The 18,021-nt window shown below is 65.1% G+C and carries 16 protein-coding genes and 2 pseudogenes; 14 read left to right on the top strand and 4 right to left on the bottom strand.

The window, feature by feature from the left end; translation table 11 throughout:
- Positions 1-25: 25 nt before the first annotated feature.
- The 3 genes from ACFWO3_RS13685 (at position 26) to sucD (ending at position 4,221) form a co-directional block, all read left to right on the top strand.
- On the top strand, positions 26-1,987 hold the full coding sequence (locus ACFWO3_RS13685) for a hypothetical protein (RefSeq protein ID WP_378578197.1): 1,962 nt from the start codon (positions 26-28) through the stop codon (positions 1,985-1,987).
- Between the two features lie 148 nt (positions 1,988-2,135).
- The gene (sucC, locus tag ACFWO3_RS13680; RefSeq protein WP_378578195.1) at positions 2,136-3,305 is read left to right on the top strand and encodes an ADP-forming succinate--CoA ligase subunit beta; all 1,170 of its coding nucleotides are present in this window, start codon (positions 2,136-2,138) and stop codon (positions 3,303-3,305) included.
- 13 nt (positions 3,306-3,318) lie between these two features.
- A complete protein-coding gene (gene sucD, locus ACFWO3_RS13675; protein ID WP_378578193.1) occupies positions 3,319-4,221 on the top strand; it encodes a succinate--CoA ligase subunit alpha in 903 nt (300 codons plus the stop codon).
- Positions 4,222-4,271: 50 nt separating this feature from the next.
- On the opposite strand, the gene ACFWO3_RS13670 is transcribed toward sucD, so the two are convergent.
- Positions 4,272-4,913, bottom strand: coding sequence for an IMPACT family protein (locus ACFWO3_RS13670; RefSeq protein ID WP_378578190.1), 642 nt, complete (start codon positions 4,911-4,913; stop codon positions 4,272-4,274).
- 130 nt (positions 4,914-5,043) lie between these two features.
- Between ACFWO3_RS13670 and ACFWO3_RS13665 the strand changes: the two genes are divergently transcribed.
- The 8 genes from ACFWO3_RS13665 to ACFWO3_RS13630 all read left to right on the top strand — a co-directional run bounded on the left by ACFWO3_RS13665 (position 5,044) and on the right by ACFWO3_RS13630 (position 13,457).
- Positions 5,044-6,300 carry a DUF5336 domain-containing protein gene (locus tag ACFWO3_RS13665; protein ID WP_378578188.1) on the top strand — a complete coding sequence of 419 codons (1,257 nt, stop codon included), beginning with the start codon at positions 5,044-5,046 and terminating at the stop codon, positions 6,298-6,300.
- A gap of 122 nt (positions 6,301-6,422) precedes the next feature.
- Positions 6,423-7,952 carry a DUF6350 family protein gene (locus ACFWO3_RS13660; RefSeq protein WP_378578186.1) on the top strand — a complete coding sequence of 510 codons (1,530 nt, stop codon included), beginning with the start codon at positions 6,423-6,425 and terminating at the stop codon, positions 7,950-7,952.
- Between the two features lie 78 nt (positions 7,953-8,030).
- The gene (gene purN / locus ACFWO3_RS13655) at positions 8,031-8,651 is read left to right on the top strand and encodes a phosphoribosylglycinamide formyltransferase (protein WP_378578184.1); all 621 of its coding nucleotides are present in this window, start codon (positions 8,031-8,033) and stop codon (positions 8,649-8,651) included.
- Positions 8,644-10,206: a bifunctional phosphoribosylaminoimidazolecarboxamide formyltransferase/IMP cyclohydrolase gene (purH, locus tag ACFWO3_RS13650; RefSeq protein ID WP_378578182.1), complete on the top strand. Its 1,563-nt coding sequence runs from the start codon at positions 8,644-8,646 to the stop codon at positions 10,204-10,206. The genes purN and purH overlap by 8 nt, the downstream gene beginning before the upstream one ends.
- 90 nt (positions 10,207-10,296) lie before the next feature.
- A complete protein-coding gene (locus ACFWO3_RS13645) occupies positions 10,297-10,839 on the top strand; it encodes a DUF3558 family protein (protein WP_378578180.1) in 543 nt (180 codons plus the stop codon).
- 25 nt (positions 10,840-10,864) lie between these two features.
- Positions 10,865-11,245 carry a hypothetical protein gene (locus ACFWO3_RS13640; protein WP_378578178.1) on the top strand — a complete coding sequence of 127 codons (381 nt, stop codon included), beginning with the start codon at positions 10,865-10,867 and terminating at the stop codon, positions 11,243-11,245.
- A gap of 71 nt (positions 11,246-11,316) precedes the next feature.
- A complete protein-coding gene (locus ACFWO3_RS13635; RefSeq protein WP_378578176.1) occupies positions 11,317-12,699 on the top strand; it encodes a hypothetical protein in 1,383 nt (460 codons plus the stop codon).
- Complete coding sequence (locus tag ACFWO3_RS13630) at positions 12,699-13,457, top strand: ESX secretion-associated protein EspG (RefSeq protein ID WP_378578174.1); 759 nt, start codon at positions 12,699-12,701, stop codon at positions 13,455-13,457. The genes ACFWO3_RS13635 and ACFWO3_RS13630 overlap by 1 nt, the downstream gene beginning before the upstream one ends.
- Positions 13,458-13,463: 6 nt before the next feature.
- Here ACFWO3_RS13630 and ACFWO3_RS13625 read toward each other — a convergent pair whose 3' ends face one another.
- The gene (locus tag ACFWO3_RS13625) at positions 13,464-13,682 is read right to left on the bottom strand and encodes a hypothetical protein (RefSeq protein ID WP_378578172.1); all 219 of its coding nucleotides are present in this window, start codon (positions 13,680-13,682) and stop codon (positions 13,464-13,466) included.
- A gap of 449 nt (positions 13,683-14,131) precedes the next feature.
- Between ACFWO3_RS13625 and ACFWO3_RS13620 the strand changes: the two genes are divergently transcribed.
- The gene (locus tag ACFWO3_RS13620; RefSeq protein WP_378578170.1) at positions 14,132-15,292 is read left to right on the top strand and encodes an N-acetylmuramoyl-L-alanine amidase; all 1,161 of its coding nucleotides are present in this window, start codon (positions 14,132-14,134) and stop codon (positions 15,290-15,292) included.
- Here ACFWO3_RS13620 and ACFWO3_RS13615 read toward each other — a convergent pair whose 3' ends face one another.
- Positions 15,293-16,255, bottom strand: a complete 963-nt coding sequence (locus tag ACFWO3_RS13615; protein WP_378578168.1) for an alpha/beta hydrolase family protein — start codon at positions 16,253-16,255, stop codon at positions 15,293-15,295.
- Positions 16,256-16,407: 152 nt separating this feature from the next.
- Between ACFWO3_RS13615 and ACFWO3_RS13610 the strand changes: the two genes are divergently transcribed.
- Positions 16,408-16,737, top strand: coding sequence for a hypothetical protein (locus ACFWO3_RS13610; protein ID WP_378578166.1), 330 nt, complete (start codon positions 16,408-16,410; stop codon positions 16,735-16,737).
- Between the two features lie 76 nt (positions 16,738-16,813).
- Here ACFWO3_RS13610 and ACFWO3_RS13605 read toward each other — a convergent pair.
- Positions 16,814-16,999: pseudogene (locus tag ACFWO3_RS13605) on the bottom strand (FCD domain-containing protein); the annotation flags it as partial.
- Positions 17,000-17,025: 26 nt separating this feature from the next.
- Between ACFWO3_RS13605 and ACFWO3_RS13600 the strand changes: the two are divergent.
- Positions 17,026-17,971, top strand: a pseudogene (locus tag ACFWO3_RS13600) (dihydrodipicolinate synthase family protein).
- Positions 17,972-18,021: the final 50 nt, after the last annotated feature.

The raw sequence follows: 18,021 nt of genomic DNA, 5'->3' as shown, positions 1-18,021 counted from the left end.
GTTGCGGACGGGTTAGCGTCGCCACGTGGCATCTACAACTCGACCTGGTGACCGTGAGTCGGTCGGCGCCGGCCGACGTGCCGTGCCCGAGCGGATTCCCTCACGCTCCGTGTTCGCGGAACTCGGGGACGAGTCCGGCACCCGCGGTGGCGGTATCGCGGCCGTCGTGGTTGCACTCGTCGGCGGCGCTGCCGTGGCAGTCGGCCCGGTTCTCGGCGCGGTCCGATCCGACTCGGAAGGTGACTGGGCATCCGGGGCCCTGGCCGCAGTGGGCTGGGCCGCAGTCTTCTCGCTTCTTCCTGCCGCTCTCGCGCTCGTGGCGCTGCTCATCCGCAGGGTTGCGGTGTCGGGGGCGCTGCTGGCAGGTTCCGGCGTCGTCGCACTGGGTGCCGCCGTCTCCGATGCGCAACTGTGGACGGATGCGGTCGACGCGAATCGTCTCGAACTCTTCAGACCGGAGACCGCAGTGGAACTCGGTCCCGGTCCCGGCGCATACGCCGTCCTGGCCGGTCATCTGCTGATGGTGTTCGGTGGTGTGCTCGGACTGTTCGCCGTGCATCGTGCGTCCCTCGTCGACGGTTACGGCTCGGCGCGAAGTTCCGAGCAGGTCGGACGAGCAACCGGCGCCCGCATCGGCTTTCTGCTCTCCGCCCTGGTCGTCCTCGCGGGCATGGTGTTCGGGACCGCTCTGTTCGCCCCGGCTCTCGAGTCCGAGAACCCCATGATCCTGGTGCCCGCCGTCGTCGATTCGGACGTCACCGCCTCGGCCGGTGCAGGCATAGCCGCCGTTGCCGTACTGCTGGTCGTCGCATCGGCACTCGCATCCATCGCGCCGGCGGTGTCCGCTGCCGCGATCGTCGGTTCGGCCCTCGCCGCACTGGCCCTCGTGGGCACTCGACTCGTCGCTTCGTTGTCGGTGGACGATCGGATCGAGCCCGGCGCAGGGTCGGTGCTCGGTACCGCCGCGGCGGTAGTGCTCGTGATCGCCGGGCTTGCGGTGGTGCCGGTCGACCGGATTCGTGATCGCCGGATACTCCGAACGCTCGCGGTGTCGACCGACGCCGAAGCCGCGGCCACCTCGAAGAAGGGGGCGGTCGCGCCGTCGGCCAAAGGTGTCGCCAAAGCAGCCATGCGTGCCGAGGCAGCGGCAGCAGCTCAGCGACGTACCCGCTGGCACGTCGCGACCGGAACTCTCGGTGTGGTGGTGGGGATCCTTACCGGGCTCGGTTCGTTGCTTCCCACTCTCGATGTCGACGCCACCGACAGCGTCGACTCCACACCGCAGATCTACGCGACCAGGCTCGTACTCGTGGCAGGCGTCGTTCTCGTTCTTGCAAGCGTGTGGCTGTGGTTCTCCGAGTTCGCGGCCGCGCTCCGCCCTGTCGTCGGCGTCGTGTGGGTCGCCGCGCCTTTCGCTGTCACCGGTGTCACGGCGTCGGTGGTCACCGCCGCGGACGTGCCCGGCGTGTCGATCGGTATCGGCGTCGTAGTCATGTGGGTGGCCGCGGCGGGAGCCGTGGTCGTCGGCTTCTTCACGGGGCTGGCGGGCTCCGCGGAGCGAGAAGAGATCGACGTTTCCGACGACCGATCTGCCAACATCACGCTCTTGCTCGTGGGCGGCCTCGGTGTCGCGGCCTTCGTGGTGGGACTCGGGCTGCCGCTGTATCGCGGAGTGGACGTGCGCGGTGACGAGTACGTCGCCACGACACTCGCCGACTTCGGTCGCGGTCTCGAATGGTGGGGGCCCGCGATGCTTGCTGTGGCCGCGATCGTCGCGTTGATCGTCGCCTCTCGATCCCGGCCCGCCCGGGCAGCAGCACTGCTGCTCGGTTCGGCAGCTCTCGCCGTCGTCTACGTCTTGGCGCTGCCGCTCACGAGTTCTCGGGTGCAAGAGGCCCAACCGGGGGCGGGTGTCATCGCGATTGCTCTGGGCATAGTGTTGATCGGGGCTGCAGCGATCCTCACATCACGCACGAAGTATCGGTGAGGTGCACCTCAATGGCTTCAGATGCGTGATCTGGACCACATAGCATGTATGCGGACGTAATCGGACCGCTGCAACTAGTTAAAGTCCAAAACCAGGCCCGCTCCTACCCCTCGAGCGGGTGTCAAACTGCAGACGAGACGGTGAGCAGATGGATCTCTTCGAATACCAGGCGAAGGAACTTTTCGCCAAGCACGAGGTGCCTACGTCGGCTGGACGTGTTACCGACACGGTCGCCGGGGCACGTGAGATTGCCGAAGAAATCGGCAAGCCCGTTATGGTCAAGGCCCAGGTCAAGGTCGGTGGCCGCGGCAAGGCCGGCGGCGTGAAGTACTCCAAGGACGCAGACGAGGCGCAGGCCAACGCAGAGTCGATCCTCGGACTCGACATCAAGGGCCACGTCGTCAAGAAGCTTCTGGTCGCCGAGGCGAGCGACATTGCGGAGGAGTACTACATCTCCTTCCTTCTGGACCGCACGAACCGCACCTACCTCGCGATGTGTTCCGTCGAGGGTGGCGTCGAGATCGAGGTCACCGCAGAAGAGAACCCCGACGCGCTCGCGAAGATCCCGGTCGACGCAGTCAAGGGTGTCGACCTCGCATTTGCCCGCAGCATCGCTGAGGCGGGCAAGCTCCCCGCCGAGGTGCTCGACGCGGCAGCGGTCACGATCCAGAAGCTGTGGGAGGTCTTCACCAAGGAAGACGCTCTCCTCGTCGAGGTCAACCCTCTCGTGCGCACCCCGGACGACCAGATCCTCGCCCTCGACGGCAAGGTCACGCTGGATGCCAACGCAGACTTCCGTCAGCCCGGTCACGAGGCGTTCGAGGACAAGGACGCAACGGATCCCCTGGAGCTCAAGGCCAAGGAGAACGACCTCAACTACGTCAAGCTCGACGGACAGGTCGGAATCATCGGCAACGGTGCCGGCCTGGTCATGTCGACCCTCGACGTCGTCGCGTACGCCGGTGAGAAGCACGGCAACGTCAAGCCCGCCAACTTCCTCGACATCGGTGGCGGCGCCTCCGCAGAGGTGATGGCGAACGGTCTGGACGTCATCCTCAACGACGAGCAGGTCAAGAGTGTGTTCGTCAACGTCTTCGGTGGCATCACCGCGTGCGACGCGGTCGCCAACGGCATCGTGGGCGCCCTGAAGACGCTCGGCGACGAGGCGAACAAGCCGCTGGTCGTCCGCTTGGACGGCAACAACGTCGAAGAGGGTCGCCGGATCCTCGCCGAGGCCGCTCACCCGCTGGTCACGGTAGTCGGAACCATGGACGAGGCAGCCGACAAGGCAGCCGAGCTGGCCTTCGCCGCAAAGTAAGGGACATATACAAATGGCAATCTTCCTGACCAAGGACTCCAAGGTCATCGTCCAGGGCATCACCGGCGGCGAGGGCACCAAGCACACGGCACTCATGCTGAAGGCCGGAACGCAGGTCGTCGGCGGCGTCAACGCGCGCAAGGCCGGCACCACCGTGTCGCACGACGGCGGCGTGGAGCTGCCCGTCTTCGGCACCGTCGCCGAGGCCATCGAGAAGACCGGTGCGGACGTGTCCATCGCGTTCGTTCCGCCGAAGTTCGCCAAGGACGCCATCGTCGAGGCGATCGACGCGGAGATCCCGCTGCTCGTCGTCATCACCGAGGGCATCCCGGTGCAGGACTCCGCGTACGCCTGGGCGTACAACGAGTCGAAGGGCAACAAGACCCGCATCATCGGCCCCAACTGCCCCGGCATCATCACCCCGGGCGAGTCGCTCGTCGGCATCACCCCGGCCAACATCGCGGGCTCCGGTCCCATCGGCCTGGTGTCCAAGTCGGGCACCCTGACCTATCAGATGATGTTCGAGCTGCGTGAGCACGGCTTCTCGACCGCGATCGGCATCGGCGGCGACCCGGTCATCGGAACCACCCACATCGACGCGATCGAGGCGTTCGAGAAGGATCCCGAGACCAAGGTCATCGTGATGATCGGTGAGATCGGCGGCGACGCCGAGGAGCGTGCGGCCGATTACATCAAGGCCAATGTCACGAAGCCGGTCGTCGGCTACGTCGCAGGCTTCACCGCACCCGAGGGCAAGACCATGGGCCATGCCGGCGCCATCGTCTCGGGCTCCTCGGGAACGGCGCAGGCCAAGAAGGATGCCCTCGAGGCTGCAGGCGTGAAGGTCGGCAAGACGCCGTCCGAGACCGCTGAGCTCGCCCACGAGATTCTCCAGAACCTCGCCGTCGAGGCTTAGCGGCTTCGCCGCCTGTGAGTGGTTGACGAGTCTCTGGACTCGTCAACCACTCACAGGGCGTTATCGGTGTCGGTCCACATCTCGCCTGCGGGTTCGAGAGTTCCCACCCCGGATGTCGTGGCCGCGACCAGATTCTCCAGTTCCGCCGAGTCGTGCGCGGCAAGCGTGAGAACGGCATTCTCCGCGTAAACCGTGTCGGTCACCGCGACACCGCGTCCACGCAATTCCGATTCGACCCGGCCCGCATCGGCGTGATCGACGCCGAGGGTGAACATCTCCAGACGTCTGCGGCCGATCAATCGCGACTGGTCGACGACGGAACCAACCGCGCCCGAGTAGGCGCGCACGAGTCCACCGGCGCCGAGCTTGATCCCGCCGAAGTATCGGGTGACCACCGCTGCGACGTTCACCAGATCGCGGCCCTTCAGCATCTGCAACATGGGCAGCCCGGCTGTCCCACCGGGCTCGCCGTCGTCGCTGGACCTTTCGATTCGGTCGACCGAGTCGTCACCGACGACGTACGCCCAGCAGTGATGTCGTGCGTCCGGGAAGAGTCGCCGCTGTTCGTCGAGGAAGTCGCGCGCGTCCTGTTCCGTCGCGATACGGCGCAGCGTGGCTATGAATCGGGAGTGCTTGATCTCCGTGCCCACCGTCGTCTCGGTGCCGACGGGTCCGGCCAGCGTGTACTGCATGGCCTCATTGTCGCCGGTCGTGTGAACCGGGCCGACCGACGACTCACGTGGTGACCCGACCGGTTACGTAGGCTAGCGTCGAAACGCACACGTATTACGCCGACGACCACGATGTCGACAAGGAGATGTCATGACGTTCACGCCCGGAGGACCGAGCTACGGTCCGCCCGCGCAGCCGAACCCCGCGCCATCGAACTCGGGGGAGGGGTCGAAGGACCTCGGCTTCTTCCTGCTCGTAGGTGCGGCGGCGCTCGGTGTCATCACCTTCCTCCTCGGATTCGCGAGCTTCTTCGAGATCGGCGGTGGCGACTCGACGTTCGGCGTTCCCGCAATTTCGGCCAATGCTTTCGAGGCTGGCATCTACGGTGTGGGTCTTCTTCTGCTCGGTGGTCTGCTCGCCGGTGTGTCCGTCGTTCCGAAGCAGAACTATGTGGGGGCGGCGGCTGCAGCATCTGTGGCCGGTTTCCTCACGGTCCTCGCGGAGGCACTGACGTCCGACGGTTCGCTGAAGATCGGTGCCATCGCAATCCTCGTTCTGGGCTTCGTCCAGGTCGTCGTGAGTGTGGTTGCTCTGCTCTTCGCCACGGGCATCGTCAAGGCTCCCGAGCCCAAGGCGGCCGCGCCGCAGGGCTTCGGGGGTGGCCAGCAGGGGTACGGCCCGGCCGCGCAGCAGCAGGCATTCGGCCAGGGGCAGCAGTCCCAGGTGCCGGGTCAGCAGCAGATCCAGAGCCAGGGCTACGGACCGGCGAACCAGCAGGCAGCTGCATACGGACAGGCTCAGCAGCAGCAGAGCTACGGGCAACCGCAGTCGCCGTACGGTCAATCGGCGTACGGTCAGCAGCCTTACGGCCAGCAGGGCTACGGCCAGCAGCAGTACGGTCAGCCGGCTTATGGTCAGCAGCAGTACCCCGGGTACACGGCGCCCGGGACGCCCGCGTTCGGCCAGTCGCAGGGTTCGTCCGCCTCGCAGGGGCAGCAGTCTTCACAGGATCAGACCGCTGCACAGGGGGCGTCCGGCTCGACCGAATCCGATTCCACAGGTCCGTTCGGTGCGTACCCGGTCTCGGGTGAGCAGTCGCCGTACCAGCAGGCCTACGGCCAGCAGCAGTACCCGGGCTACACCTCGCCCACAGGTCAGAGCAGTGCAGGTCAGAGCGGTGCCGGTCAGAACGCGGGGGACACCACCGGTTCAACGGCACAGGATTCGAGTGCAGGTTCGGCTGCTCCCACTGCTCAGTTCCAGGCCGGTAGCAGCAGCTTCGGCTCGGCTCAGCACGCGGCGCCGTCCTATGGTCGGAGTCAGCCCGAGGCTTCACCGTTCGAGCGCCCGCTCGAGTACGGTGATCAGACTTCGGAGTCGGACTCGAAGAAGACCGACGACAAGTAGATTCGGCTGGTCACGGTGGCCTCCGACCACAACGGTCGGAGGCCACCGTCATGCGGTTACTCGGAGTCCAAGGGCGGCGCGCCTGAGGGGTCTCTGGCCGCCGAAGTGTCATTCTCGAGGGGATGAGTTCTTTGATCGATCGTGCGCAGCGGCAATCCACGGGTCGTCGCCCGGCAGCGGACCCGGACGAGGCGCGGAAACTGTTGACGGTGGCGTTCCGTCTCGCAGCGGTCACGCTCGTGCTGTTGTCGGTGCTGGTCGTGGTCACATTGATGGCAGCCAACAGCGATCTGACCGGCACTTTCGGTGCGATCGCCGCGACCTGGCTCGCCATTCACCAGGTTCCCGTGACCATCGACGACACGACCCTGGGCGTCTTGCCGATTCTGCCCACGGTGGTGATGGTCTGGTTCTCCGCGAAGGGGAGTGCCGGCGCGGTGACCACGCAGAGTTCGCGCTCCTGGATTCTGCGCGTTGCCTGTGCATCGCTGGCCGGCCCGTTCCTGATCACACTCACCGCATTGGCGGTGATAGCCGACGCCTCGGTCGTCATCCCGCTGTCCACTCCCAACGTCGTGGTTGCTGTGGCGTGGACACTCGGGGTGCATGCGGTTGCGCTCGCGATCGGATTCGGGACCGCCCTGTGGCCGACTCTGCAGGCATCGCTTCCGGGCTGGGTGCTCGGCGCGATCCGTCCGGCCGCACGAGCGCTGGTCACGCTCCTCGGAGCGGGCGCGCTTGCAGTGCTGGTGTCGATGCTCTTCGCGTGGTCGACGACAGGTGAGCTGTTGGAACGCGGTGAGACCGTGCTGGGAATGCTCGGACTCACCGTGCTGTCCATCCTGTATCTGCCCAACGTCGTCATCGGGGCGGTTTCGGCTCTGACCGGGGCAACCGCGCGGGTCGGTGACGTGTCGGTGAGTGTGTTCGGTGATGTCGGTGGGCCGCTCCCGCCGCTGCCGATTCTCGCGGCGGTTCCGGATGGTCCTGCCGGAGGTCTGTGGCCGATTCTGTTGGCCGCGCCTTTCGTGGTGGGAATCTTCCTCGGCCGCGATTGTGGACGAAAGGTTGCCGGTCAGCAGGCTTTGTTCACGGTGTTGGCGGCGGCAGCCGGTGTCGGTGTCGTGGCAGCCCTCGCGGGGTTGATGGGCGGCGGCGAGCTGGGAACCTTCGGTGCGGTCGACCTCAACTGGTGGGCCTTCGGGCTGTTGGCGTTCGTGTGGCTCGCTCTGTCGGGTTCGGTTACCGCAGTGGCGGTCGCGTGGGTGCGCTCGCGCCGTCGGTCCGGTGCCGGCGAGGGGGCGGACGAGACGCACGCAGCGGAGTCTGCGGACGTGCCCGACGAGATCGTGGCGAGCCCGTTGGGTGCGCCCGAAGCTCTCGAACAGGGAAGCGGCGAAACGTCCGAACCTGCCTCGGCCCCTGTGGCAGCCACTCCATCCACTTCAGCTGCCTCGGCGCGCGTGCTCGAGGCCGAGATCGTCGAGGACGACGACACCGAAGCCCCGGACGCGACCCCGAAGCTCGAGGCGTCGGACGAGAAGGCCGACGCTGCCGAGACCCATGTCGTGGATGCCGAGGTCGAGGAACTCGAGGACTCCGGCGGGACGGAAGCCGACCTGCCGCAGAGTGGGCAGACCCCCAGCGACTAGGCTTCGGTGTGGTCGACGACCTCGACTGCAACCTTTCGAGTTCTCAGGAGTAGAGCGCTGACTGCCCCGCGTGTACATGTGCGGCCGCCGACGCCGGCGCGCGTCGTCGTACTCGCTTCCGGAGCGGGCACCCTCCTGAGAGGACTGATCGACTCTGCCGGGGGCGACGGTTATCCCGCGACGATCGTGGCCGTCGGAGTCGACCGTGAGTGCGCGGCCATCGGACAGGCCGAACAGTTCGGAATCCCGTCTTTCACGGTTTCCGTGCGTGATCACGACGATCGTGCAGCGTGGGATGCCGCGCTCACCGACAAGGTTGCCGGGTTCGCACCCGACCTCGTCGTGAGTGCGGGGTTCATGAAGATTCTCGGCCCCACGTTTCTGGGCCGCTTCGGCGGCCGAATCATCAACACCCATCCCGCGTTGCTGCCCTCGTTCCCGGGTGCGCACGCGGTCGCCGACGCACTCGCGTACGGCGTCAAGGTGTCCGGGTCGACGGTGCATCTCGTGGATTCGGGTATCGATACCGGGCCGGTGCTGGCCCAGGAGTCGGTGCCGGTGCTCGCAGACGACGACGAGTCGACGCTGCACGAGCGCATCAAAATTGTGGAGCGACGGTTGTTGACTGAGGTCATCGCCGCCATCGCCACCCGTGGAGTTCTATCCGATGGACGAAAGGCCGTGATCCCCAGTGAGTGAACGCAAGGCTGTGCGCCGCGCACTTGTCAGCGTCTACGACAAGACCGGGCTGGTGGAGCTGGCCACCGGTCTGCAGAAGGCCGGGGTTGAGCTGGTATCCACCGGTTCGACCGCAGCCAAGATCGCCGATGCCGGTATCCCGGTCACGAGGGTCGAGGAGCTGACAGGCTTCCCCGAGTGCCTCGAAGGGCGCGTGAAGACGCTGCACCCACGCGTGCACGCCGGTGTTCTCGCCGACACCCGCAAGCCCGAGCACCTCGCTCAGCTGGAAGACCTCGGAATCGAGGCATTTCAGCTGGTGGTCGTGAATCTGTACCCCTTCACCGAGACCGTTGCTTCGGGTGCGACGCCGGACGAGTGTGTGGAGCAGATCGACATCGGTGGACCGTCGATGGTGCGCGCGGCCGCCAAGAACCATCCGTCGGTGGCTGTCGTGGTCGACCCGGGCAAGTACGCCGACGTGCTGACCGTAGTGTCGGGTGGCGGGTTCACGTTGGCGGAGCGCACGGCCCTTGCTGCCCAGGCGTTCCAGCACACCGCCTCGTACGACGTGGCCGTTGCGAGCTGGATGAACAGTGTCGCCGTCGAGACACCTGAATCCGAGTCGGACTTCCCGGCGTGGGTGGGTGCGACGTGGGAGCGTTCGACCGTGCTGCGTTACGGCGAGAACCCGCATCAGGCTGCGGCGTTGTACGTGAACCCGGCTGCGCCGGCCGGCCTTGCGCAGGCGCAGCAGTTCCACGGTAAAGAGATGTCCTACAACAACTACACAGACGGCGATGCCGCCTGGCGTGCCGCGTTCGACTTCACAGATCCCGCCGTCGCGATCATCAAGCACGCAAACCCGTGTGGCATTGCGGTGGGTGCGGATATCGCCGAGGCGCACCGGAAGGCGCATGCATGCGACCCGGTCAGCGCTTACGGTGGCGTGATCGCAGCGAACCGTGAAGTTACCGTCGAGATGGCGGAGCAGGTCGCGGAGATCTTCACCGAGGTGATCATCGCGCCGTCGTACGCAGACGGAGCGTTGGGAGTTCTGCAGCGCAAGAAGAATATTCGCGTTCTACTGGCGGAGACGCCGTCGTCCAGCGGGGTCGAACTGCGGCCGGTGTCGGGTGGTGCGCTCCTTCAGCAGCGTGACGTCCTCGACGCCGAGGGCGACGATCCGAGCAACTGGACTCTCGTAACGGGTGAGCCGGCAGATGCCGGGACATTGAGGGATCTGGAGTTCGCTTGGCGGGCCTGCCGCTCCGTGAAGTCGAACGCCATTCTGTTGGCGGCGGGCGGTGCGTCTGTGGGTGTCGGAATGGGGCAGGTCAACCGTGTCGATTCGGCACACCTCGCGGTTGCGCGCGCGGGCGACCGGGCGAAGGGTTCGGTAGGTGCATCGGATGCGTTCTTCCCGTTTCCTGACGGGCTGCAGGTCCTCATCGACGGCGGTGTCCGTGCTGTTGTTCAGCCCGGTGGTTCGGTACGCGACAACGAAGTGATCGACGCGGCCAAGGAAGCCGGCGTCACCCTCTACCTGACGGGTGCCCGCCACTTCGCACATTGAGGCGTTGGCGATGTCCGGTTCGGCCATTCTTCGTAGCGGTCGAACCGGACATATGCATGTAGTGTTCATGCGCGAAAGCTTTCGGGAGGAATGGCGATGCGTAAGGCAATGGGGTTGGGGGCGTTGATTGCCGCCTCGGCGCTGCTGGTGGGGTGTGGTGCTGCGGATTCGGTGGAGCAAACCGCGGCACCCGCAGCGGATGGCGCCAACAAGAATCCGGGTTTGTTCGAGCCGTGCGATATTCCGGATGTGGCGTTGGAGGCCGCAGGCCTCGACCCGGCGACGGAGGATGCCGACTTTTTCGGGGTTCAGGCCACCGGCTGGGAGCTATGCACTTGGGAGGCTGGGTGGTACTACCTTGCTGTTCTGTCGACGACACATTCGTTCGACGAGGTGAAGTCGAACCCAAACAATCTTGAGTTGACTGCCGTCGATTCGATTCCGGGGCGCGATGCGGTGACGTATCGCGACAAGAGTGACGTCAATAGGGAAACCTGTGATGCCGCGTTCCCGTTCGAGGGAGGGACGCTGATTGTGCGTTCCGATAAGAAGGGCACCGAACTGGCGCAGGAGTTGCCGTGTGTGATGGCGGTACGAGGGGCCGTGGCATTGAACGACGTTCTGCCAATGTGACGCCTGATTTGTAGGGGGAATAGATATGTCTGGTTCAGGAGTTCTTGGCGACTTGCAGGCGCTGTCGGTGGCCGTCGATGGTGGTCAGCTTCGTTTGAATGGCGACGCCGCCAATCGGTGCGCCGAAGCGTGTGCGCGGTATGCCGACGGGTTGAGCAGGCTGAAGGGGCAGGGCAGACACCTAGTAAGGTGGGAGGCATTCGGTGACCTCGCTTCTGCTCAGCAGTTGGGTAAGAAGTTCTCCGATTTGGCTACCGGCGGTGAAGGATCGTTCGAGCAGGTCATTCAGCAGCACATCGATGTGGCGATGAAGATGCAGGATGTGTTCATCAATGCAGGTGCGGCGTATAGGCAGACCGAGGACTCCAACGCGGGCGCTCTCGGGTCTATCGGTAGTGACCTGTAGCAGAGCAGTCGTATTACTCGAGGGGGAGAACAGCAATGGGATTGCCGTGGTCGAGCGATTTCTGGAGCAGCGTGTCCGACACCGTGAGTCGGGGGACTGCGGAATTCGTCGATTCGATGTCTGGGAAGAACCGCGCGTTGCTCGACGGCTACGACTCTGTCACCGGTAGCGATATCAGTGGTTGGGCTGAAAGCCGTGTCGCCCAGAACGAAGGTAATCACCAGCGCGCCGACCTCTACGGTGAGGCCAACCGAATTGCAGGGGAATTCGGACTCGGCACGCTGCCGCCGACTGTCATCACCGAATCATTCGAGGCCATGTCGCACCAGGACATCAAGGCCAAGGTCGACTCGATCCAGCCAGGCCCCGTATTCGAAAGTTCGCAGATGTGGCGGGCAGCGGAACAGGATGCCACCGAACTGATCACGGATTTTCAGGAGGCCATTGCGTCGATCACGGCTTCGGATTGGCAGGGCGAGGCTGCGAGTAATGCGCAGGCCGCGATTGCTCGTTACGCGGGAGAATCCGCAAAGCTCGGCGGCGCCTTCACCCTCGTCGGCAACAAGATGGAAGAGGCGTATACGGGCTTTGCTCAGGTCAAAGCGCAACTGCCGGAACCAGATACCGGAACATCGTTCGGAGATTTCGTGCGGGGCGGTATCGGTTTGATCGCCAATCCCGGATCGGTGGTCAATATGGTCGACGGGAACGACGATGCTCGGCAAGAGGCCATTCGGGTGATGAACACCGTGTACACACCCGTGGTGCAGCAGGCTGATACGGGTGTCCCGATGTTGCCCGCCGCCGTCGATCCGACCGATCCGTCGACCGGCACCCCGGGCACCCCGGGTGGACCGGGTATCGGACCCAGCGGCGGACCGGACATCAGTGGGCCGTCGGCCGCGCCCGGCTCACCGGCAGCGGGTTTCCCGCAGTCGACCGCACCTGCTTCGACTGCCCCGAGTTCTATCGGGCCGACGGCCCAACCTCCCATCGCACCGGCAAGTGCTGTTCCCGCCGCCGCGTCCGGCCTCCCCGGTTCTGGCGTCGGTCAGGACAGCGCCCGCAATCCGTTCGTCGCACCTGCCGCCGCAGGCCTCGGCGGCGGATCTGGTTCGGGATCGCTCGGCAGCGGTTCCGCAGGACGGGGTGTCGGCACTGGAGGCGTCGGCACTGGAGGAGGTTTCGGTTCGGGCGCGAGTGCAGCTCCATTGGGCGCACCGCAGAAACCCGGAGCCGTGTCCCCAGGACAGGCCAGCGGCGCAAGAGCCGCGGGCGGCGCAGGCGCCGGGCGCATGGGAATGGGTGGGGCCATGATGCCTCCGGGTGCTCGTGGCAAAGGCGATGACGACACCGAACACAAGACACCCGATTACCTGGTCAACGTGCAGAACGGCAACGAACTGATCGGCGACCTGCCGCGCGGAGCGCCTCCGGTCCTCGGCGGCCAGTAGTGACCACCCGCTGGCGTCTGAGTGCGCTCGAGTTCGTCGTTGCCTGGGAACACCTCGGATTCGATCGACTCCCGACTCCTTTGTCATTCCTCGGGACGGCTGAAACTGCCGCCGAGTTCGAAACGCACAAGGCCGCGGCTGCCCGAACTCTGCTCTCCAAAGGTGACGACAACTTGCACCGTGCCCTCACAGTTCTTGCGGAGCCGCTGGCAGAGGCCGTTGTCTGCGGTGTGGACAACCGTGCGTCGGAGAACCTGGTGCGTATTCGTGCTGGGGTCGATCGTACTGTTGGCGCGGTGGTGACCCAGCTCCCCGGCCACACCCGTGAAGCCGGATCAGACGTCCTGTTGTCCCTGCAGCGCCGGACCGAGGTGGGCGAGGCGCTCGCCCAGTCGCTTCCCACGGCACCAGCGGGGAAAGGTAAGGGGCTCACGGTGCACCGCTCGGATCTCGGCAATCGGGGAGACGGTTCATTGATGCGGTCCGCCGGTTACGTGAGTCCGCGCGCCGAGGCGATCAGGTTCTTCGATCGGCCCCACACGATGTTCGGCGAAGTTCTGGTGCGCGCGTCCCCCCGACGCGAGGGGCGGACCGAAGCCGCAGGCGAAGTGCTGCAGTGGATCGATTTCGCGGACGACGGACGGTACGTGATCCGCAATGCGGACACGATCGCGGCCGTATCGGCATCCCCCTACGTGGTGGCGCGGGAAGTACAACGAATGCTCACGCGGGTGGAGGCGGATCTCGCCTCGCTCTGACTCCGGTCAGGCGGCCCGGCCAGTTTCCATCAGTTCCCGCCGTGACCCGCTGATCACGACTCGTGCCGCGCCGCGGCTGCGGATCTCGCTGATCAGTGCGCCGAGGCCTGCCTCGTGGCCCGGATCTGCGTGCGAGAGGTCGAGGGTCACCGCGTAACCGGTGAGGTCCTCGGGAAGGTCGAGATACGGGGGAGAGGTGGACTGTTCGTTGATGCGAAGTTTCATGTGATGCTCCTGAAGGTGAAAGGTAAAAGAAAAGGCACCCGAGGCGAGTGCCTGGGGTGCCCGTGAACGGATCGAATGGATCGAGTCATTCTCGGGCGGTGCCGTGCGTGAAGGCCAGCTTGTCTGCGGTGCAGCAATGCCAAGAAGGTACGGAGCCGACGAGCGCGTGAAGCTGCATCATGGCCGTACCCTTCATCCGGTGTATCGCTGGTTGACCGACGACGTTACCTGAACTCTGCGGGCTTCGCACGTCGAATATTCGGTGGTGAGACGCACTGTTCTGAAATGAATGTCCGATTCGCCAGGTCACAGGTTGCTTTCGATCCGGTGGCGAACTTGCGGTTACCACTGTGGTTGGTGTTTCACTTGTGGTCGATGTGATCCGAGTGGCATCTGTTGTGTGATGTGGAAGGAGAGTGGCGATCGCAGATCGGTCGTCCAATTTCCGTATGAAGAAAAGTGCAATCAGGGCTGGTCTCTGCGCTGCGGCGGTAGGCGCATCGATCCTCGTTCCCGTGACCGCCGGTGCCGAACCTGCGCCGCCGGAAGCGGCACCGGCCGGCAACGAACTCGCAGGCAAAACGGTCTTCCTCGACCCGGGGCACCAGGGTTCATCCGACGGTCAGGACCTCGCCAAGCAGGTCGACGACGGACGTGGCGGAACAAAGGACTGCCAGACAACCGGCATGACGTCCCTCGGCGGCGTCCCCGAACACACCATCAACTGGAAGATCTCGGAAATGGTGGCCTCGAGCCTCCAGAGTCTCGGCGCGAACGTACAGAAGAGCCGCCAGGACGACACCGGATGGGGAGGCTGCATCGACGAGCGAGCGCGGGCGGCCAACGAGTCCGGGGCAGATCTCGCGGTGAGCATTCACGCCGACTCCACGGCTGCGGGTGAAGACGCGACCAATCACGGCTTCCACATGATCGTTCCCACCTTGCCGATCCCGGATGCCGAGGCGAACGCGGCCCAGTCCGGGGCGGGCCTGGCCGCATCCAATGCGATGCGCGATGCATACAAGAGCAACGGCATGGTCCCTGCCAACTACGCAGGCGTCGTCGATGGCATCCAAACTCGGTCCGACGTCGCCGGGCCGGCACTGACCCAGGTGCCGCTCGTGTTCGTCGAGATGGGCAACGGAGCCAATCCAGAGGACGCCGCCGTTCTCGAGAGCCCGGACGGCCAGGTCAAACATGCGATCGCGATCACGACCGGCATTGTCACCGACCTCTTGACCCGTGCGGATACACCCGCCGCGGATGCCGGTGCGGCAGCCGCCGCAACACCACCCGGTAGTGACAAGGCGGAGTCGACCCCCAACACCCCGAAGGCGGCTCCTGCCACGCCGTCGACCCCGAAGGCGACTCCGACCACGCCGAAGGCCCCCACCACGCCGAAAGCGCCGGAATCGACCGAGCCCGGTACGGACGATCAGACGTCCTCGGACTCGTCCGAGGTCTTGGCGCGAGTCATGGCGATCTTGAAGCCGCTACTCGAGGCCGGCGGCGTGGACGGACTCCAGGACCTCGTCAACGACGAGAACCTGGGCCTTGTCTCGGACATGGCGAGTGCACTGTTGGCCACAGCGCTCGGCGCGACCGAATAGTCAGAGTGATGACACCCACTGCTCGAAAGGCTCTGTGAACTCGAGCGAGTAGGGCAGTGGGGCAACGTAATCGGCACCCGTCGACGGCTCGTCTCCGACGTCCTTGAGGACGTGATTGGCGTTGCGCATCCGAACCGACACCAGGTTCGTGTGTGCGAGTGCGGAGTCGAGACCGTCGACGTCTGCTGCGTCGACCTGAATGTCCTTTTCGGAGCAACTGGTGAGAACCGGGAATCCGTCGGGCAGCGACCGGGCGAGTTCGCGCGGGTCGAGCGCGTCCTCTTCGGCGAGTGCCTTGGCGTTCGCGTGCACGAGTCCCGCGTTTCGCAGTGGCTCGGGCAGGTCGTCGCTGATCGTGCCGTCGCCACGGAGTGACTCGACGGCCCCGGCGAGTGCGACGCGAAGTTCGTCGGCCAGTTCCACGGGCAGCTGGTTGGTCGAGACCACCGCGTCGAGCTGGGCGTGGATCTGCGTGGTCAGCAGGTCGAGCAACCGGATGCTCAGCGGTTCGAGCAATCCGAGTCCGTGGATGCGGGCCGAATCCTTGCCGGTGGCGAGTGCCATGGCTACCAGTGCACCGTCGCTGTGTCCGATGACGAGAATCTTCGACCCGTCGACCTGCTCCTGGGCAGCGAGAAACTCGAGACCGGCCGAAGCGGCGTCCACGAACGTGTTGAAGCCGAGCTCCGCGATGTCGTCCACTTCGTAAGGGCCGAGTGCGGTCTGTCCGCTGCCGAGCTTGTCGTACCGCAGGCTGGCATAGCCGTTCTTCTCGAGCACGTCGGCGATGTGACGCAGCGTCCCGATGTCGCCGGACAGGAGGCCGCTGTCGCCGTTGCGGTCGGTGGGTCCGCTGCCCGCGAGGATGAGGGCCGCCGGGGCCTTGCCGTCGCCGTCCGGGATTCGGAGGCTTCCGTGGAGTGTGACGTCGCCGCTGTCGAAGGTGATCTCGTTGTCGGACATTCCGCCTGTCTACCAGTTCGGACTGCATTTCCGTGAACTGTCCGAGCTCTCAGAGAAGGTTTACGGTCCTCACAAAACCCGCTCCTAACGTCGTTGTCATCAGTTCGACAGCAGCGAGAACGTCTCTCGCAGCATAGGAAAGGCGGCCCACCATGAGCGCAGCGAACCTGTCCTCGAATGCAACGGCACTCACCCCTGGCGACTACATCAGCGCAGTGTTCGGGCTCGACTTCCTGGCCGCACCGTACAGCTTCGAGTCGGTGGCCCGGATCCACAACGGCGAGGTCGACGACTGGGTGAACGCGATCGCACGCTCGGGCCTGTTCTCCAACCGGGTGGTCGCAGATGCCGCGTTCGCCTGGGAAGCGAATCCACGACTGATCCTGATGGCGTTGCTGGCCGATGCCGACGAGATGACGCACAAGCGCTTCGAGATGGTGTGGGATTCTCTGGGGCGTGTCGACGCCGTCGCATATGCCTGATATGACGGATCGAGCCTGGGACGGCGGGTCGGTGTCGGCCCGCCGTGAGGCGCTCCCGAATTCCCGCGAAATGAGCGACCAGTGCGGCGTGGGCGCCCTCGGCATCACGGCTTTCGACGGCGGTCAAAATGTCGCGGTGGTGCGCAGCGGTGGTCTCCGCGACTCCCGGCTCGAGTGTGGGAAGTGCGTGTTGCAGATTGTGGTAGACATCCCAGAAGGCTCCCGACCAGCGAATTGCCCAGCGGCCGATACAGCGCGGCATGAAACTCTCGGTCGATGGCAGGTGAGATGGGGCCCTCATGGGCGTACACAGTGAGTCGCCTGTCCGGAGTCATTCCCCCCGTCTGCACACCCTTCAACGAGGATTGGTCGGTCGACACGGCGTCCTACGCCCGAGTTGTCGACCACCTGATTTCCGGAGGGGTCGACGGCCTGTTCGTGCTCGGTTCTTCGAGCGAGGTTGCTTTCCTCGGTCGCGAACGCCGACGTGACGTACTGCGCACGGCAAAGGAAATCGGCCGCTGGTCGGGTCCCGTTGATTGCGGGGGTCATGGCCACTCCGCTCGTTCTCGATCACGTCGCAGATGCACTCGAGGTCGGGGTGGACGGGGTCGTGGTCACGGCACCCTTCTACGCCCGTACCAACCCCAACGAGATCGCGGCCCACTTCCGGTACGTCAAGGAAGCGGTCGGAGACGTTCCGTTGTACGCCTACGACATTCCCGTGTGCGTACACAACAAGCTGTCGGCCGACCTGCTCATCGGTCTTGCGCAGGAGGGCGTACTTCAGGGCGTCAAGGATTCGTCCGGCGACGACAGTGGATTGCGCACCCTCGTGATGCGCCGAAACGATCTCGGTCTGGACGACTTCACATTGTTGACCGGTTCGGAAACCACGGTCGACTCGGCACTGTTCTTCGGAGCAGACGGGGTCGTACCCGGGCTGGGTAACGTCGACCCTGCCGGGTACGTGCGGCTCGCCCAGCTGTGCGCGAGCGGTGATGTTGCCTCGGTGCGGGCGGAACAGGAGCGCCTCATTCGGCTCTTCGGAATCGTCGCATGTGGCGACCAGTCCCGGATGAGTGGGAATTCCGCCGGCCGTGGTTCGTTCAAGATCGCACTCGAACTGCTGGGTGTCTTCAGCTCACGACGCGCCGCGCTGCCGTCGACCCCGTTCGAGGACGGTGAGATCGCCGCGATCAAGAGTCTTCTGGCCGACGCCGGGTTGCTGTGACGACGAAGGTTCTTGCAGTCGACCTCGGCGGGACGAAGATCGCGGCCGGG

Source organism: Rhodococcus sp. NPDC058521, assembly GCF_042719695.1.
Taxonomy (GTDB): Bacteria; Actinomycetota; Actinomycetes; order Mycobacteriales; family Mycobacteriaceae; genus Rhodococcus_F.
Note: the sequence above shows the minus strand (reverse complement) of the source record. Positions and strands in the feature narration are given on the sequence as shown.

Excerpts from the sequence above, each read along its gene's own strand:
- ACFWO3_RS13610 (WP_378578166.1), top strand. The coding sequence starts at position 16,408 with ATGAGCGCAGCGAACCTGTCCTCGAATGCAACGGCACTCACCCCTGGC.
- ACFWO3_RS13620 (WP_378578170.1), top strand. The coding sequence starts at position 14,132 with ATGAAGAAAAGTGCAATCAGGGCTGGTCTCTGCGCTGCGGCGGTAGGC.
- ACFWO3_RS13670 (WP_378578190.1), bottom strand. The coding sequence starts at position 4,913 with ATGCAGTACACGCTGGCCGGACCCGTCGGCACCGAGACGACGGTGGGC.
- ACFWO3_RS13640 (WP_378578178.1), top strand. The coding sequence starts at position 10,865 with ATGTCTGGTTCAGGAGTTCTTGGCGACTTGCAGGCGCTGTCGGTGGCC.
- ACFWO3_RS13615 (WP_378578168.1), bottom strand. The coding sequence starts at position 16,255 with ATGTCCGACAACGAGATCACCTTCGACAGCGGCGACGTCACACTCCAC.
- ACFWO3_RS13665 (WP_378578188.1), top strand. The coding sequence starts at position 5,044 with ATGACGTTCACGCCCGGAGGACCGAGCTACGGTCCGCCCGCGCAGCCG.
- ACFWO3_RS13625 (WP_378578172.1), bottom strand. The coding sequence starts at position 13,682 with ATGAAACTTCGCATCAACGAACAGTCCACCTCTCCCCCGTATCTCGAC.
- sucD (WP_378578193.1), top strand. The coding sequence starts at position 3,319 with ATGGCAATCTTCCTGACCAAGGACTCCAAGGTCATCGTCCAGGGCATC.
- ACFWO3_RS13660 (WP_378578186.1), top strand. The coding sequence starts at position 6,423 with ATGAGTTCTTTGATCGATCGTGCGCAGCGGCAATCCACGGGTCGTCGC.
- ACFWO3_RS13645 (WP_378578180.1), top strand. The coding sequence starts at position 10,297 with ATGGCGATGCGTAAGGCAATGGGGTTGGGGGCGTTGATTGCCGCCTCG.
- sucC (WP_378578195.1), top strand. The coding sequence starts at position 2,136 with ATGGATCTCTTCGAATACCAGGCGAAGGAACTTTTCGCCAAGCACGAG.